Genomic DNA, 15346 nt, shown 5'->3' with positions numbered 1-15346 from the left:
TGCAAGTGTCTGCTAAGCCACTGAAGCACAAATAAAAACGGCCTGGACAGGGCCAGGCCGTGAATAATTGTAAAACCTGTTACTTCAGAACGGCCAAGGCCGCGTCGTAGTTCGGTTCTTCAGCGATTTCCTTGACCAGCTCGCTGTGCAGCACGGTGTCGTTCTCGTCCAGTACCACCACCGCGCGGGCAGTCAGGCCGGCCAGTGGGCCGTCGGCAATGGCCACGCCGTAGTTCTCGATGAACTCGCGGCCACGCAGGGTCGACAGGTTCTGCACGTTTTCCAGGCCTTCGGCGCCGCAGAAACGGGCCTGGGCGAACGGCAGGTCAGCCGAGATGCACAGCACCACGGTGTTGTTCAGGCCGCTGGCCTGGGCGTTGAACTTGCGCACGGAGGTGGCGCAGGTCGGGGTGTCGACGCTCGGGAAGATGTTCAGCACTTTGCGCTTGCCGGCAAAGCTGCTCAGGGTGATGTCGGCCAGACCGGCGCCCACCAGGGAGAACGCTGGCGCCTTGGCGCCGGCTTGTGGCAGTTGGCCGTTGACTTGAACCGGGTTGCCTTTAAGAGTGACTTGAGCCATGAACGGAGTCCTTTTAAACGATTGTCATTGAACAGCTGTAAAGAAAATCGAGAGGCCGGAAGTTAAACATGAAATGGCCCGGCCACCTATGCCCGGGATACAAATTGTAGAACAAGCCCCGAGAGCGGAGCGCAACGCTGGAGGCCGTTGAAATACCGGCGGAACACGAAAACACTCTAGCCGCTGCCGCAGGCTGCGATAAGGCCGCAGGCCTTCGGCGATATCGGCATCCCGCGCCCGCGTTGCGGTCGATCGCAGCCTGCTTCACGTATAACCACCGTCCATGTCACCGGTATGACACTCCACATCCAGTGGCGAAAGCTGAACTGGCGCCCGACGCTGATCCGCAGGTCATTGATATCCACGCTCCGCAAGGGGGGTGATGCGTTCGGGAAAGATCTTCGGGAAGCTGGCGCCTTCAAGACAGAAATCCAGCACCTGGGCCGGGCTGCGACCGGTAATGAAAGTCGTGCGTTCGAGCACAGGCAGGCTGGAAAATCCTCTTGAAAGCCTCAAAAAAACCTCATCCAACACATCATAAATACTTTCTATCTACCTGTTTTTATTGAATTTATTTAATTTAACAAATCACCTTAACTTAACCACTCTAAAAGAATGGAAATAATCACACTCCACATGAACAAGAAGGCACAGCCTGAAGCTCCGCCGCCACTCGATCCTGGAGCTGGCCACCCTGTCGCGGACGTGAAAACCTGTCACGGACGATGCCGTCAGCAGGCCTTGCGCCCTCGCCTCGCCAGCGAAACCTGTGTTCTTGATTGACTGCCGGAACTGCTCAGTGAAGGGGGTCAGGTATTCGCCCTGACCCCCGACGCAGTGGGCAAAAAAGCTCGGGGAGAAACCCCGGCCCTACTGTTTTTTCAGTTTCTGAAAGGACTGATGCAGGTCGGCGGCCCAGCCGTCGATGACGTTTTTCACGTCCGCAGGCTGCATAACCTGGGTGTCGTTCTGCAGCGGCTTGCCGCTGCCCTTGCGTACCACCTGGGCGATCACCTTGTTGTTGCCGCCGTCGATGAACTGCGCCTCGGTACCCAGGGTGGTCTCCTGGTCGCGGATGCCGCTGGCCGTGCTCACCGCCGCTGCCACCAGGGCGATGGGAATGATTTCGTAAGGCTTCAGGCCTTCGGTCTTGCTGCTCACGGCCGTGATCGCCGCGCGCACCACAATCACCCCCGGCCCCGGCGCGGTGGCTAGCGGCAAGTCCTTGCCGATCTCGCGCTTGAGCGCCTCGTCGTAATAGCGGTTGATGCCGTACAAGGTGTTCTGCGGGATCTTCACCGTCGGCTGCGGCTTGGGGTAGAACTGGGTGGGCTCGATATAGACGCTGCGGTACTGCTTCAGGTCCAGCTTGGGATCGACCCAGCGCATCACCTCGACGCCGGACGGCGACTTGGCTTCCTTGAGCTGGCTGTAGTCGCCGAGAAAACCGGAGTACTCGTCGGGTTGGGTGACGTTGCTGGAACAGCCCACCAACCCTAGGGAGGCCAGGCACAGCGTGCTCATCATTGATGCGAGCTTCATAGGGTAACTCCTGTCAGAAATCCGGAAGCGCTACTGGTTTGAGGAAGTGTAGGTATAGCCAATAGCGGGCATATCAGCACAGCAAAAGCGGATTAATCGCCAAAGCAGGCCAGAGAATTCTTGGCGAATCGAACAGACGGGTGCGGCGTCAAAGCCGCACCTCGCCCCAGCCCGTTACCAGCCTGTCCGTTACCAAGTCGTTCCGCGCCTTGCCGCCGCCTCGCGCAAGGCATTGATGCGCATGGCCTTGAGCAGGGAAAAGGTCCCGGCCAGGATGATCACGGCGCCAAATACGAAGTCGATGCCGTACAACTGGTAGTCCTGCAACGGCCCGACCAGGAACACCCGCACCGCCGCCACGCCCAGCAAGGTGGCAAGAAAGTCGATGGTCGGCTCATCGCGATACAGCACCATCAACAGCGGCAGGCACAGCACCAGCAATAACAGCAGCACGATGATCTTGAACGAGCCTTTGCGCTCGATGCTGAAGGCGCACTCGCTGGCGCCATAGGCGGGATAGTCGCCGGGCTGGACCAGGCTGTTCTGCTCGGCGATGTAGTCCGCCGGGTTGTACAGGCGGGTCGGGGTAAAGGTATTGGACAGGTTCAGCTGCGTGGTGATGCGCTTGAACGGCAGGTCGACCTGCTCGTTGCCCTTGAGGATATACAGCACCGGCTTGTAGCCGTAACGGTAGACCTCGAAGGGAAACCGGCTGGACTCGCCGTTGACCCGGATCGAGCGGCTCTCCAGGTCGGCGTAGGCATTCTTGTGCGGCGAACTGAAGTTGCGGTTCAAGGGCTTGACCTTGACCTCTTCAAAGAACAACGGCGGCATGCTGTAGGTGGACTGCAAGGGTTCCAGGCGCAATTTCAACGGATAACGGCCCAGCTCGTAGCGGTTGTAGGTGCGCTCGGAAACGTTGACCTCCCCCGAGACCTTGAACTCGCCCTGGGTGCTGTTGGTGACCCTGAGCAGCAGGTAGTCGCGCTTGAAGGAGTGCACCGAATCCGCGGCGGGGCCGCACCAGCCGTAGCTGTCGAGAGGGTCGCCGAGGCGCCCGCTGCGGGCATCCTGGTACACATAGAAATAGCCGACCCACAGGGTCAGGAGCAGCAACAACGAAAACAACCCGAGTATCTTTTTAGCAACGCTCACAGCCGCGACTCTCTTCCATGGATGGCCCATGCCAGGCACGCCGGCGACTGATCGCCGGACGCCGATCCCTGGCTCCGTCATAAGAGGTGCGACTCTACCAAAGCGCCATCATCGACCCAAGGACAAATGCCCCTGGCGATCAGACAATGGTCGTTGCCTGCCCTGTTCCCGGACGACTGAGCATCGATCGAAGCGCCGGCCCGGGCAGGCGCTGCTCTTCAGCGGCGGCGGATCTCAGCGGCGCCGGAACAGCGGCCGCGGCTCGATCGCCGAGCGCCCGTAGAGCACGCTCATGCCCGCCAGCCCCTTGAGGGCGTCGTCGGCGCATTTGTCTTCGCGGATGGCAAAGCTGTCAAAACCGCATTGGCGCATATGGCTGAGCTGGTCGCGCAGCACATCGCCCACCGCCCGCAATTCGCCCATCCAGCCCAGCCGGGTGCGCAGCAAGTAGGCCTGGCTGTAGGCACGGCCGTCACGGAAGCTGGGAAAGTCCAGGGCGATCAGCGGGATCAGCTTGAGCCAGGGCCGCAGGCTTTCCACCTCGTCGTCCGGGCCGAGCCAGACCCCGTCCCGCGCCGGCTCGTGCTCGATGCGGCGGATCAGCCAGCGGGCCAGCGGCAGAATCAACGGACCCTGGGGCAGCGGGCCGTCCACCTCGCGCACCAGGCTCCAGGGATCGTCCTCGACCCGCCCGGCCTGGCCATCTTGCAGACGCAGCAGATTATTCATGGTTTTAGTCTCTCGCTCACGGCTGTAACTCCTGGCTCACGGCTGTGCTTTCTATTGCGCGCTCGCGCTGCTGGCTCATGGCTGCGTCTCCAGCATTTTCGGATAGACCCGCTCCTTGAACGGCTCCAGGCCGATGCGCTGCACGGTGTCGACGAACAGCTCTTCGCTCTCCCGGTAACGCACAAAGGTGGCGATGATGCGCTCGATCACCCCCGGCACTTGCTCGGCGCTGAACGACGGGCCGATGACCTTGCCCAGCGCGCTGTGCTTGCCCTGGGCGCCGCCGAGGGTGATCTGGTACCACTCGCTGCCGTTCTTATCGACGCCGAGGATGCCGATATTGCCGATGTGGTGATGGCCGCAGGCGTTCATGCAGCCGGAGATGTTCAAGCTGATGTCGCCCAGGTCGTGCAGGTAGTCGAGGTTGTCGAAACGCGCCTGGATCGCCTGGGCGATGGGGATCGACTTGGCGTTGGCCAGGGCGCAGAAGTCGCCGCCGGGACAGGCGATGATGTCGGTCAGCAGGCCGACGTTGGCGCAGCCCAGGCCCTGTTCGCCGGCCAGCCGCCACAGTTCATGCAGCGCGGTCTTGGGCACGTCCGGCAGGACGATGTTCTGTTCGTGGGCGATACGGATCTCGCCAAAGCCGAAGGCCTCGGACCACTCGGCCACCGCCTCCATCTGCGCCGCCGTCACGTCTCCGGGCGGTGAGGCGCTGCCGGGCTTGGTCGACAGCACCACGCTGGCATAGCCCGGCACCTTGTGCGGCTGCACGTTGTGCGCCACCCAGCGTTCGAAGGCCGGCTCCTCGGCCAGGCGGCTGCCGTAGTCGAGATCGGTGGCCGGCTGGCGTTCGTAGAGCGGCGGCACAAAGGCACTGGCGACCCGCTGGTATTCGGCCTCGGTCAGTTGCGCCGGGCCGTCCTTGAGGTGCTGCCACTCCTCCTCCACCTCTTTGGCGAAGGCCTCGATACCCAGGGCCTTGACCAGGATCTTGATCCGCGCCTTGTACTTGTTGTCGCGTCGGCCGTGGCGGTTATACACCCGCAGCACCGCCTCGACATAGGACAGCAGGTGCTGCCACGGCAGGCCGTCGCGGATCTGCTGGCTGAGGATCGGCGTGCGCCCCAGGCCGCCGCCGACCATCACCCGCAGCAGCATCTGCCCGCGCCAGTCGCGGTACAGGTACAAGCCGATGTCATGCATCATGATCGCCGCCCGGTCCTGGCGGGCCGAGCAGATGGCGATCTTGAACTTGCGCGGCAGGAACAGGAATTCCGGGTTGATGGTCGACCACTGGCGCAGGATCTCCGCCAGGGGCCGCGGGTCCATCAGCTCGTCGGCGGCCACCCCGGCGAAGGCTTCGGTGGTGATGTTGCGCACGCAGTTGCCGGAGGTCTGGATCGCATGCATCTCGACATTGGCCAGGCGTTCGAGGATGTCCGGCACCTGGGCCAGCTCGATCCAGTTGAACTGCATGTTCTGCCGGGTGGTGAAGTGGCCGTAGCCGCGGTCGTAGTCGCGGGCGATGCTGGCCAGGGTGCGCATCTGCCGCGCACTGAGGGTGCCGTAGGGAATGGCCACCCGCAGCATGTAGGCGTGCTTCTGCATGTACAGGCCGTTCTGCAGGCGCAGCGGTAGGAACTCCTCTTCGCTCAGCTCGCCGGCCATGAAGCGTTCGACCTGATCGCGAAACTGCGCCACCCGTTCAAAGACCAGGGCCCGGTCGTACTCGTCATAGTGATACATGTCACGGCCTCATCAGTGCTGCCCCCGATCCCGCCCTTGAAGCCGCTGTAATCCTGTAGCCGCTGCCGAGCAGCGCGAGGCTGCGACCGAGTTGGGCGGCATCCCGACTGAGCGCTCGCAATCCAGGCTATGCGGTCTGGAAGACAGCACGCATGTGCCGGTCTTGCGGCTGCTTTGCAGCCGATCGCAGCCTCGCTGCGCTCGGCAGCGGCTACAGGGCCACGGGGTTATGCATTCCAGGGGTGATCCGGGGGGTTTTGGTGTGGCGGTGACTATGCACTTGCAGCTCAGGACGTTACAGATTCAGGTAAACACTAAAAAACCGTATCAGCAGCTCTCGGACCTGTGCTGGCAGGCGGTCAATCTGATCCGTATTAATGCAGTTTTTCTGAGCCTGTTTTGTTTCGCCCGTGCTTTCTACAGTGCATGGCATGCCAGGCCGGGTGGCCTGGCAAGCCTTTGCAACCGTGGAAGCATTGACCATGAGCACAGCAACAATGGAACCGGCCTACAACTACAAGGTGGTACGCCAATTCGTCATCGCCACCGTGGTCTGGGGCGTGATCGGCATGGCCATGGGGGTGTGGATCGCCTCCCAGCTGGTCTGGCCGCAAATGAACCTCGACCTGCCCTGGACCAGCTTCGGCCGCCTGCGCCCGCTGCACACCAGCCTGGTGATCTTCGGCTTCGCCGGCAGCGCCCAGTTCGCCGCCAGTTACTACGCGGTCCAGCGCACCTGCCAGGTACGGCTGTATTCCGACAAACTCGCCGCCTTCACCTTCTGGGGCTGGCAGTCAGTGATCCTGATCATGCTGGTCACCCTGCCGCTGGGCTACACCACCACCAAGGAATACGCGGAAATCGAATTCTCCGGCGCGGTGTGGATGGCCGTGGTCTGGGTGGTCTACGGCATCGTGTTCTTCACCACCGTGGTGCAGCGCAAGACCAAACACATCTACGTCGGCAACTGGTTCTTCGGCGCCTTTATCCTGGTGATAGCCATGCTGCACGTGGTCAATCACCTGTCGATTCCGGTGGACTGGTTCAAGTCCTACCCGGTGTATTCCGGCGCCACCGACGCCATGGTCCAGTGGTGGTACGGCCATAACGCCGTGGGCTTCTTCCTGACCACTGGTTTCCTCGGGATGATGTATTACTTCGTGCCCAAGCAGGTCGGGCGTCCGGTGTATTCCTATCGCCTGTCCATCGTGCACTTCTGGGCGCTGATCACCCTGTACATCTGGGCCGGTCCGCACCACCTGCACTACACCGCCCTGCCGGACTGGGCGCAATCGCTGGGCATGGCCATGTCGCTGATCCTCCTGGCGCCGAGCTGGGGCGGCATGATCAACGGCATGATGACCCTCTCGGGCGCCTGGCATAAGTTGCGCACCGACCCGATCCTGCGTTTCCTGGTGCTGTCCCTGGCCTTCTACGGCATGTCGACCTTCGAGGGGCCGATGATGGCGATCAAGACGGTCAATGCCCTGTCCCACTACACCGACTGGACCATCGGCCACGTCCACGCCGGGGCCCTGGGCTGGGTGGCGATGATCACCTTCGGTGCCGTCTACCACATGGTGCCCAAGGTCTTCGGCCGTGAGCAGATGCACAGCATCCCACTGATCAACCTGCACTTCTGGCTGGCGACCATCGGCACCGTGCTCTACATCGCCTCGATGTGGGTCAACGGCATCACCCAGGGCCTGATGTGGCGCGCGGTCAACGACGACGGCACCCTCACCTACTCCTTCGTCGAGGCCCTGCAGGCCAGCCACCCGGGCTTTATCGTGCGCTTCGCCGGGGGCGTGTTCTTCCTCAGCGGCATGCTGCTGATGGCCTACAACACCTGGCGCACCGTGCGCGTGGCCGACCCGCGCCTGGCCCTCAGCGACGCCCAGATCGCCTGATCGCCCAAGAGCACGACGCGGGCCACACCCGGCCCGCGTCGCTCATCCCTCTGCAGCACAGCGAGCCCCCCGATGATCGAATTCGCCCTTGACCTGCTCGGCGTGACCTTCCTCTACCTCAGCATCGGCTACTGCCTGCGCCATCAATCGGCCAAGAGCCTCGACGACGCCAGCCTGATCCCCTTCGCCGACGACCCGGACGTGGCGCGCCGGGTGGAACTGGCCACCGGCAAGAAAATCGACGCCGTGGCGCCGGAACCGCAAACCGCCAGGCCCGGCTGGGGCAATATGGAGGTCTGACCCCGCCTCGCGGCCTGATCGCCACTGCGCGCCAAGGACAACCGATTGGCCAGCGGCCGGGGTTTCGCTTAGTCTTCGCCGCTGACTAAACACGGACGTTTCGAAAATGAGCGGAAAACCAGCAGCCCGGGTAACCGACCCGACCTCCTGCCCGATGCCGGGCCATGGCACCAACCCCATCGTCAGCGGCTCTCCCGATGTCCTGTTCGACGGCCTGGCCGCAGCCCGGCGCGACGACCAGAGCGCCTGCGGCGCGGCGATCGTCGGTGGGGTGTCGGCAACCGTCTTCATCAATGGCCGTAATGCAGCGGTACAGAGCAGTACCTGTAGCCACGGCAGCATTATCGTCGGCGGTTCGGGCAGTGTGATCATTGGCGATACCGTTACAGCGGCGCCGGTCAGCGCGGTGTCGGCGATGCCGAACCTGGCGGCGGCCACAGCGGCCCTAGTGCCTGCCGCTGCCCCACAGGCCGCAGCGCTGGCTGGCGCGCCAGCCGTGGCGGCACTGGCTCCGACCATCCCGGCGGTCGTCGCTGATCCGCGGGCAGCGGCAGCAAAAATTCTCGACGACTTTCAAGCGGCGCCTATGAAGGAGCGGATTTTCAACGATCAGGCTCACCCCATGGGCACCCCGCAAGACCCGTTCGAGAAGAGCAAGATTCACGAGCAGATTGAGGCTCGCCTGGCAAAGGCGCAAGGCGGCAGCCTGAAACGTTTTCATCCAATCAGCCCCTACCCCGACCAGAAAGACACCAGCCTCTGCGGTCCGGCCACCTTCTTCTATGCCTTGCTGATGGACCGTCCCGACCTGTACGCAAAAGCCATCACCGAGCTATGGGAAACGGGTGAAACCACCATCGGGCAGTTGCACATCAAGCCGAGCCACGGCACCTGCAATCCGAAAAACTTCAGCCGTGGCACAGAAGGCGACCGCATTTGGGCTATCGACTGGATCACCCTGGCCTGCTTGCGCGACAGTGAAAACCTGCTGTTCGCCTATGACGAGCCGGATGACATGTTCTCCGGGATCACCCTGCCCGCCGGGCTCGGAAAATGGTTCAAACAAGCGGGAGCCGAGATTCTTTTCGACAACATCCAGTTCTCGTCCCATATAAACCAGGATCAGTTGAGCGAACTGTTCCAGTACATCCGCCCCGGCACTCATATGGCGACCCTTATCGGTGCGGGGATGCTGGCAGCCAATGCAGGGCAAATGAAAAACCACTGGGTGACCTGGGAGCAACCAGCGAAAACCTTATCCGGCCCCATCACCTCGACCACGGCACCCAGTGACACCATCAGTTCCTCGATGATCTTTTCCTGGGGTGAGTTATTGCATCAGATCCCAGCGGGATCGACCCTGCAGACCATTCTCAAATACATATATGGCGGCCTTGTGTTCAGCAAGATCCCTTGAACAGCTCCCAGGAAACTCCCATGAAGCGCGCACTGATTTCATCTATTGGTCTTTCACTCATGCTCAGCGGTTGTGGGCTGGGATTTCTTCCGGGCTGCTATACCCGCCCGGATCTCACGATGCAGCCAGAGACCCTGCCCACCGCCGTCGTCGGCCAGCCGTTCAGCGTCAAGCTGGAGGTGGTGGGCGCCGATACGCCACTGACCGGTTTTTATATTCACCCCGACCATCCGTTACCCGAGGGGCTGGAGTTGAGTTACCAGAAAAGAACCCATTACGCGCTGATCACCGGTAAACCGCTGACACCGGGCACCTATACCATCAACGCGTATACCAGCAGCTACGGTACTCAATGCACAGGGCAGGAAGCACAGAGGACCTATCAACTCAAGGTGCTGGAAGCTGCGCAGCCCTGATTCCGGGCCCTCACCCACGCTCCCGGGGAATCAGCGCCTGCAACTGCGACGCCAGGAAGTTGCCGTCGAAGGTAAAGACGTCGGACTCCTTCAGGCCGTTGGCCTGGCGCCATTGCCAGCTGCCGTCGGCTAAGCCCATCAGGGACACGCTGCCGTAACGCGCGGCGGTCAGGCCCATGACCGCCAGGGAAATCTGCCCGGCGGCGCCCATCACATCGGGCACGAACTCCACTGGTTTGCCGGCGATGACGATGGTCAGCTTCTCGGTCTTGAAGGTCGAGGTTTTCACCGGGACGCTGGGGCTGAAAGCCAAGTAGGGTTCCCGGCTCAAGGCCAGCAGGTCCGGCATCAGCACCGGTGCCAGCCACTGCTGGATATGCTCGAACAGCTCGGTGATACGGCTCGCCCAGAGCACCTTCTGGCTTTCGAACAGCTGTTTCTTGTGTGCTTCGCTTTCTGCATAGCGCCGAAGCATCTCGCCCAGTTGCCGTACGTCGTCCATGTTCATGCCTCTTCAAGAAACCGCGGTTGCGGACCTTGAGCATGGCAGATGGGGGATGCTGGCGTATGACTAAAAACCTGCGCGGTACTGGCTGGGGGTCAGGCCGAGGACCTTGCGAAAGGCGCTGCCCATATGGGACTGGTGGGCGAAGCCGGTTTCCAGGGCGATGGCGGCGAGCGGCAGGTCGCTGCGTTCGATCAGCCGGCGCGCCGCCTGCACCCGGACTTCGACCAGCCAGGCATGGGGCGTCATGCCGATGGCGCGGGTGAAGTCGCGCAGAAAACGCAGTTCGTTACGCCCGGTGCAGGCCGCCAGTTCACCAAGCGACAGGGGCTCGGCGTACTGCTGCTCGATCAGCGTCAGCACCCGGCTGAACTCGGTGCGCCTGGCGGCCTTGGCCGGTGCTGGGTCGAGGGCGGCCAGGCCGGCGAACTGCAGGGCGCATTGTTCCAGGGCCAACGGATCGCCGGCGGGTTCCAGCAACAGCCGCCGCGCCTGGCGCCCCAACGCCAGGGCCCGGGCATGTCCGGGCCGTTGCAGGCGTCGCGAACCGCGGGCGATGCCCAGGGCCTGGGGGTCGGCCAGCCAGCGCAGCAGCAGGTATTCACCGCCCTGGGGCGACTCGGAAAACACCTCGACCCCGGCCGGGGTCAAGGCCAGGGTCCCCGGCCAGCTGTCGAAATCCTCGCGCCGGTCGCTGCCGATGGCATGCACGCCCTGCTGACGCTCCAGGCTCACGCCGAGGCTTTGCCACTGCAGCGGATCGCGCGCACTGTAGGCCGCGCGCGGCAGCAGTTGCAGGTCGAGCGTGCCGCCCAGCAGTTCGCGGCGCAGCAGCTCGTGATCCTGGACTTTGCTGCTCAGCACGCCGGGCATGTGAAATTTCTTGATAGATCGCGGGGCTGCGTCACGGGACACTCTCGGCATTCAGGTTTGTCAGCAACAGGAGCTGTGTATGCGCACCATCGGCCTTATCGGCGGCATGAGCTGGGAGTCCAGCGCCGAGTATTACCGCCTTATCAACCAACAGGTACGAGACCGTCTCGGGCCGCTGCGTTCGGCGCGGTTGCTAATGTACAGCGTCGACTTCGGGCCTGTCGAACAGGCCCAGCACGCCGGGCGCTGGGACCTCGCGGCCGGGATCCTGGTGGATGCGGCGCGCCGCCTGGAGGCCGCTGGCGCCGAATGCGTGGTGCTCTGTACCAACACCATGCACAAGGTCGCCGACGAGATTCAGGCCGTGCTGTCGGTGCCCTTCCTGCACATCGCCGACCCGACCGCCGAAGCCGCCCTCGAGGCCGGCACCCTCAGCGTGGGCCTGCTGGGCACGGCCTTCACCATGGAACAGGATTTCCTCAAGCAGCGCCTGCTCGATCGCGGCCTCAAGGTACTGGTGCCGGACGCCGTGGACCGCCAGGTCGTGCACCGGATCATCTACGACGAGCTGTGCGTGGGTGTCATCAGCGAGGCCTCGCGCCAGCGCTACCAGCAGGTGATCCAGGCCCTTATGGAGCGCGGCGCCCAGGCCATCATCCTCGGCTGCACCGAGATCGGCCTGCTGCTCAAGCCCGAACACAGCCCCCTGCCGCTGCTGGACACCACCGAGCTGCATGCGCGGGCGGCGGTGGCGTTTGCCCTGGGCGATCAAGAGACATGATCTGTAGCCGCTGCCGCAGGCTGCGATGGTCCGGGCCACGCTGATCGTAGGACCTCTGGCGCCCGGAAGATCGCCACGCTCGTTCCGGGCGATCGCAGCCTGCGGCAGCGGCTACAGGGGCGAGTCAGGCCTGGGGCGTGCGGCGCAGGCGCGCCATGCTCAGGACGTCGACGTACTGGCCGTCGCGCACGGCGTAATCACGCAGCAAACCTTCGCGCTCGAAGCCGAACTTGCGGTACAGGCCCAGGGCGGCTTCGTTGTCGGCGAACACCGTCAGTTCTACCCGATGCAGGTTCATCCAGTTGTCCGCCACGTCCAGCACTGCCGCCAACAAGCGGCTGCCGACGCCCTGGCCCTGCCATTCCACCGCCACGCCCATGCCGACGCCGCCGCAGTGGGCGCGGCGGATGCGCGAGTACTGCTCGATGCTGCAACTGCCGATCACCGCGCCCTGGTGCAGCGCCACCAGCGATACCAGCCGTTCGTTGTTCGGCGCCAGGCGATTACGCCAGACCTCCGAAGGTTGAAACGGCATTTGCAGGGTCTGACAGGCGACCGCAGGGTCGTTGTACAGCGCGGTGACGCCCTGCACATGGGCTTCGCTGAAACGTTCGATGACGATGGTTGGGGTCTCGGCGGGCATAAGTCTTCCTTGGTTCATGCGATACGGCCGATGAGTGTAGAGCGCCAGCGCAGCGGATGGCGAGCGCCGGACACAGGGATTCTCTCCGTAGGAGCCAGCTTGCTGGCGATGCCTGCGCCGCGGTGTATCAGGCAGGACGCCATCGCGAGCAAGCTTCGCTCCTACGGAGGCGTGCCGTCGAAGTCGAACCACTCGCTGCGTTCCCGGAAGGTGTTGAGGATCAGGTCGACCAGTTGTTGTACTTCGGCGTCGTGCTCCACTTCGGCGTTCACCGCCATCCACACCTGGCGCGCCATGGCCTCGTCGAACAGCCCGGGCAGTGCCGTCAGGCCACGGTCGAAGCGGCTCATGTAATGAGGCAGCAGGCCGATGCAGGCGCTGCAGCGGATCATCTCCAGCATCAGCTCGTAGGAATGCACCTGCACCACCCCCGCCAGGCGCTGCTCCACCAGCTGGTTCCATGGCCGCAGCGGCTCGACCTGACGGTCCTGCTGCCATTGCACCAGCATGTAGTCGGCCAGATCGTCCAGGCTGTCGGGGCGCGCCGCGACCCGCGAATACCGCTTGGCGATATGCGGCAGGTAGTCCAGGCGCACCAGCGGCTGCGGCGCGCTGGTGACGAAACTCGGCCCCGGCTTGGGTGAATCCACCCCGCCCAGCCACACCACCACGTCCGCGCTCAGGGCCCGCAGCGACAGCTCGCTGTCGATGGAGATGATCTCCAGGCGCACGCTGGCGTTGCGCCGCAACAGGGCAATCAGGTCGCGACCGAGGATGTCGTGCAGGATCGACTCGGCCACGGCCAGGCGCAGCAGCGGCTGTTCGAGCACCGGCAGCATGCGCTCGTGGGCCAGGGCGATCAGCTGCGCCTTGAGCTGCTGGCCTTCGCGGCTGAGGCTCAGGGCGCTGCCCTGGAAGCTGAACAAGGGGCGGCGCAACTGTTCCTCCAGGTGTGCCAGCTGTTTACGCAACAGCGTCGACTTGATGTTCAGGCTGCGCGCCGCCTGCATGAAGCAGCCGCAACGGGCGGTGACCAGGAAATACTGGGCCAGCTCCGGCTCGATCCCGGCGGCCAGGGCCAGCCAGGCTTCCCGGGGTTCGGCCTGGGCGATGTAGGGGGTGATGCCCGAGATCGGGACGGGTTCGAGAAAGGACATGAGTGACTCCCTGTCGTGTGGGTGATGGCATCCATTGCACGTTGCTCAAGCGACGGCGTTGCCGTCCATAGCGGTATCGGTCACACCGCCCCCTACAGCTTCTCCTCCAGCACCTTGTTCAACTGCGCACCGTCGATACTCAGGGTCGCGGTGTCGAGCATGCCTTCCAGGTAGGCCTTGGCGATCTGTTCCTGGCGCTGCGCCCGCAGGGCCTGGGTCAGGCGTTCGCGCAACTCGTCCAGGGTCGCCGTGCGGGCCGGTTGCTGCTCGGTCAGCCTGAGCACATGAAAACCCGCCGCGCTCTGCACCGCATCGGACACCGCGCCGACCTTCAGGCGCGCCACCGCGCCGCGGACCTCGGGCAGCAGTTGCTGCAACGGCTGCAACCCGGAGTCGCCGCCGCGCCGGGCGCTGTCGGGGTCCTGGGAATACTGGCTGGCCAGGGCGGCGAATTCGCCGGGGGCGGCCTGGGCCCTCTTGCTCAGTTCCTGGGCCTGCTTGCGCGTCGCCTCCAGCGCCTGCGGGTCATTCACCGCGAGGAAAATCTGGCTGACCCGGTACAAGGCCGGGGTCTGCCACTGCGCCTTGCCGGCGTCGTAGGCCTGCTGCAACTCGGCCTCGCTCGGGTAGCCGGCCGGGACCTGGCTGACCGAGCGCAAGTAGTCGCGAAAGACGATCTGTTCAGTGGCCACCTTGGTCTGCAAGGCCACCTCCGGACGCTGGCGCCAGCCCTGGGCATCGGCCTGTTCGAGCACGGCCTTTTCCGCCAGGCGCGTGCGAATCCAGTTTTCCAGGGCCGGGCGATTGCCCCGCAGCTGCTCGCGGGACGCCTCGGGCAACGCCGCGAACAGCGCCTTGAGCTCCTCCGGCGCCACCCGCTGGTTGCCCAGGCGCGCCACCGCCGGGCCGTCATCGATCGGGCTGGCTAGCGCCACCCTGGGCTGTTGCGCCGCCACCGGGTCGCTGCCCGGACGCACGCCCAGCCACACCGCCAGCGCCACCAGGGCCAGGGCGCCGACACCGACCACCAGGCTTGGCTTCTTCACTGCCCAGGCACCTCAACGACAGCCTCGGCGACGGCCTCGGGCGCTGCTTCAGGCATGGTTTCTGGCGTGGCTTGCGGCGTGGCTTCAGGCTGGGCCTGCAGGCGCGCGGCGTGCTGGCTGTAGTCGCGCAGGTAGACGATGAACTCCTGCAACAGCCGGTCCCACAGTTCCAGCTGGCTGCGCAGGTGATCGTGGCCAACCCCGGCCACCACCACGTCCATTTCCATCACCAGGAACTCGCCCTGCACCGACAGCCGGGCAAAGCGTCGCGAGGCGTTCCACAGCTCGGCCAGGCCCGCCGGCAACTCACCCTGGACCCGCAGCGCGCAGCTGAAGGTGAAGTCCACATAGCGGCCCTGTCCAGCACCCGCCGCGTTGCCGAAGCGCACGGCGTAGCCGATGCCTTGGCTGGCGCTGAGCAGTTGCACGATGCCGTTCTGGTCGGTCTGGTTGACCCGGTAGCCGGCCCCTTGCAGCAGCTCGGTGAGGCTCTGCGGGGTGACGCTGGCGATCAGTTGCGCTTGTTCAGTCATGCTCGATTCT

General features: G+C 63.9%; 15 protein-coding genes and 2 pseudogenes. 5 read left to right on the top strand and 12 right to left on the bottom strand.

What is annotated here, in order from left to right:
• Positions 1-79: 79 nt before the first annotated feature.
• From tpx to C4K27_RS14650, 6 genes and pseudogenes are all read right to left on the bottom strand, one after another.
• On the bottom strand, positions 80-580 hold the full coding sequence (tpx, locus tag C4K27_RS14675; protein WP_007927663.1) for a thiol peroxidase: 501 nt from the start codon (positions 578-580) through the stop codon (positions 80-82).
• 257 nt (positions 581-837) lie between these two features.
• Positions 838-1069: pseudogene (locus C4K27_RS14670) on the bottom strand (polyketide cyclase); the annotation flags it as partial.
• A 381-nt stretch (positions 1070-1450) separates the two neighbouring features.
• The gene (locus C4K27_RS14665; protein WP_053261005.1) at positions 1451-2122 is read right to left on the bottom strand and encodes a DUF3313 domain-containing protein; all 672 of its coding nucleotides are present in this window, start codon (positions 2120-2122) and stop codon (positions 1451-1453) included.
• 189 nt (positions 2123-2311) lie between these two features.
• Entirely contained in the window at positions 2312-3277 is a 966-nt protein-coding gene (locus tag C4K27_RS14660; protein ID WP_053261004.1) for a hypothetical protein, read from the bottom strand.
• A gap of 234 nt (positions 3278-3511) precedes the next feature.
• Entirely contained in the window at positions 3512-4006 is a 495-nt protein-coding gene (locus C4K27_RS14655) for a DUF934 domain-containing protein (RefSeq protein WP_007927667.1), read from the bottom strand.
• 75 nt (positions 4007-4081) lie between these two features.
• The gene (locus C4K27_RS14650) at positions 4082-5755 is read right to left on the bottom strand and encodes a nitrite reductase NirA (protein ID WP_053261003.1); all 1674 of its coding nucleotides are present in this window, start codon (positions 5753-5755) and stop codon (positions 4082-4084) included.
• Between the two features lie 482 nt (positions 5756-6237).
• Between C4K27_RS14650 and ccoN the strand changes: the two genes are divergently transcribed.
• The 4 genes and pseudogenes from ccoN to C4K27_RS14620 all read left to right on the top strand — a co-directional run bounded on the left by ccoN (position 6238) and on the right by C4K27_RS14620 (position 9798).
• A complete protein-coding gene (ccoN, locus tag C4K27_RS14640; RefSeq protein ID WP_009043678.1) occupies positions 6238-7665 on the top strand; it encodes a cytochrome-c oxidase, cbb3-type subunit I in 1428 nt (475 codons plus the stop codon).
• A gap of 72 nt (positions 7666-7737) precedes the next feature.
• Positions 7738-7965, top strand: a complete 228-nt coding sequence (locus C4K27_RS14635; protein ID WP_007930252.1) for a hypothetical protein — start codon at positions 7738-7740, stop codon at positions 7963-7965.
• Positions 7966-8071: 106 nt separating this feature from the next.
• Positions 8072-8386: pseudogene (locus C4K27_RS31470) on the top strand (PAAR domain-containing protein); the annotation flags it as partial.
• A 1016-nt stretch (positions 8387-9402) separates the two neighbouring features.
• Complete coding sequence (locus tag C4K27_RS14620; protein ID WP_007930255.1) at positions 9403-9798, top strand: hypothetical protein; 396 nt, start codon at positions 9403-9405, stop codon at positions 9796-9798.
• A 10-nt stretch (positions 9799-9808) separates the two neighbouring features.
• Here the strand turns inward: C4K27_RS14620 and C4K27_RS14615 are convergent, their stop codons facing one another.
• Together C4K27_RS14615 and C4K27_RS14610 are read right to left on the bottom strand one after the other, a co-directional pair.
• A complete protein-coding gene (locus C4K27_RS14615; protein WP_053261580.1) occupies positions 9809-10300 on the bottom strand; it encodes a hypothetical protein in 492 nt (163 codons plus the stop codon).
• 69 nt (positions 10301-10369) lie between these two features.
• Positions 10370-11176 carry a helix-turn-helix domain-containing protein gene (locus C4K27_RS14610; protein WP_053261002.1) on the bottom strand — a complete coding sequence of 269 codons (807 nt, stop codon included), beginning with the start codon at positions 11174-11176 and terminating at the stop codon, positions 10370-10372.
• Between the two features lie 79 nt (positions 11177-11255).
• On the opposite strand from C4K27_RS14610, the gene C4K27_RS14605 reads away from it, so the two are divergent.
• Positions 11256-11957, top strand: coding sequence for an aspartate/glutamate racemase family protein (locus tag C4K27_RS14605; protein WP_053261001.1), 702 nt, complete (start codon positions 11256-11258; stop codon positions 11955-11957).
• A gap of 124 nt (positions 11958-12081) precedes the next feature.
• Here the strand turns inward: C4K27_RS14605 and C4K27_RS14600 are convergent, their stop codons facing one another.
• The 4 genes from C4K27_RS14600 to C4K27_RS14585 form a co-directional block, all read right to left on the bottom strand.
• The gene (locus C4K27_RS14600; protein WP_053261000.1) at positions 12082-12600 is read right to left on the bottom strand and encodes a GNAT family N-acetyltransferase; all 519 of its coding nucleotides are present in this window, start codon (positions 12598-12600) and stop codon (positions 12082-12084) included.
• A gap of 161 nt (positions 12601-12761) precedes the next feature.
• The gene (locus C4K27_RS14595; protein WP_053260999.1) at positions 12762-13757 is read right to left on the bottom strand and encodes a LysR substrate-binding domain-containing protein; all 996 of its coding nucleotides are present in this window, start codon (positions 13755-13757) and stop codon (positions 12762-12764) included.
• 92 nt (positions 13758-13849) lie between these two features.
• Complete coding sequence (locus C4K27_RS14590) at positions 13850-14803, bottom strand: peptidylprolyl isomerase (RefSeq protein ID WP_053260998.1); 954 nt, start codon at positions 14801-14803, stop codon at positions 13850-13852.
• A complete protein-coding gene (locus C4K27_RS14585) occupies positions 14800-15336 on the bottom strand; it encodes a YbjN domain-containing protein (protein ID WP_053260997.1) in 537 nt (178 codons plus the stop codon). The genes C4K27_RS14590 and C4K27_RS14585 overlap by 4 nt, the downstream gene beginning before the upstream one ends.
• Positions 15337-15346 lie beyond the last annotated feature (10 nt).

The sequence above is a fragment of the Pseudomonas chlororaphis subsp. chlororaphis genome, from assembly GCF_003945765.1.
GTDB classification, from domain to species: domain Bacteria; phylum Pseudomonadota; class Gammaproteobacteria; order Pseudomonadales; family Pseudomonadaceae; genus Aquipseudomonas; species Aquipseudomonas chlororaphis.
This window is presented reverse-complemented; position numbering and strand designations above follow the sequence as displayed.

Coding starts and splice junctions, on each gene's coding strand:
- C4K27_RS14655 (WP_007927667.1), bottom strand. CDS start 4,006: ATGAATAATCTGCTGCGTCTGCAAGATGGCCAGGCCGGGCGGGTCGAG.
- C4K27_RS14610 (WP_053261002.1), bottom strand. CDS start 11,176: ATGCCCGGCGTGCTGAGCAGCAAAGTCCAGGATCACGAGCTGCTGCGC.
- C4K27_RS14650 (WP_053261003.1), bottom strand. CDS start 5,755: ATGTATCACTATGACGAGTACGACCGGGCCCTGGTCTTTGAACGGGTG.
- C4K27_RS14605 (WP_053261001.1), top strand. CDS start 11,256: ATGCGCACCATCGGCCTTATCGGCGGCATGAGCTGGGAGTCCAGCGCC.
- tpx (WP_007927663.1), bottom strand. CDS start 580: ATGGCTCAAGTCACTCTTAAAGGCAACCCGGTTCAAGTCAACGGCCAA.
- C4K27_RS14615 (WP_053261580.1), bottom strand. CDS start 10,300: ATGGACGACGTACGGCAACTGGGCGAGATGCTTCGGCGCTATGCAGAA.
- C4K27_RS14600 (WP_053261000.1), bottom strand. CDS start 12,600: ATGCCCGCCGAGACCCCAACCATCGTCATCGAACGTTTCAGCGAAGCC.
- C4K27_RS14585 (WP_053260997.1), bottom strand. CDS start 15,336: ATGACTGAACAAGCGCAACTGATCGCCAGCGTCACCCCGCAGAGCCTC.
- C4K27_RS14665 (WP_053261005.1), bottom strand. CDS start 2,122: ATGAAGCTCGCATCAATGATGAGCACGCTGTGCCTGGCCTCCCTAGGG.
- C4K27_RS14620 (WP_007930255.1), top strand. CDS start 9,403: ATGAAGCGCGCACTGATTTCATCTATTGGTCTTTCACTCATGCTCAGC.
- C4K27_RS14595 (WP_053260999.1), bottom strand. CDS start 13,757: ATGTCCTTTCTCGAACCCGTCCCGATCTCGGGCATCACCCCCTACATC.
- ccoN (WP_009043678.1), top strand. CDS start 6,238: ATGAGCACAGCAACAATGGAACCGGCCTACAACTACAAGGTGGTACGC.
- C4K27_RS14635 (WP_007930252.1), top strand. CDS start 7,738: ATGATCGAATTCGCCCTTGACCTGCTCGGCGTGACCTTCCTCTACCTC.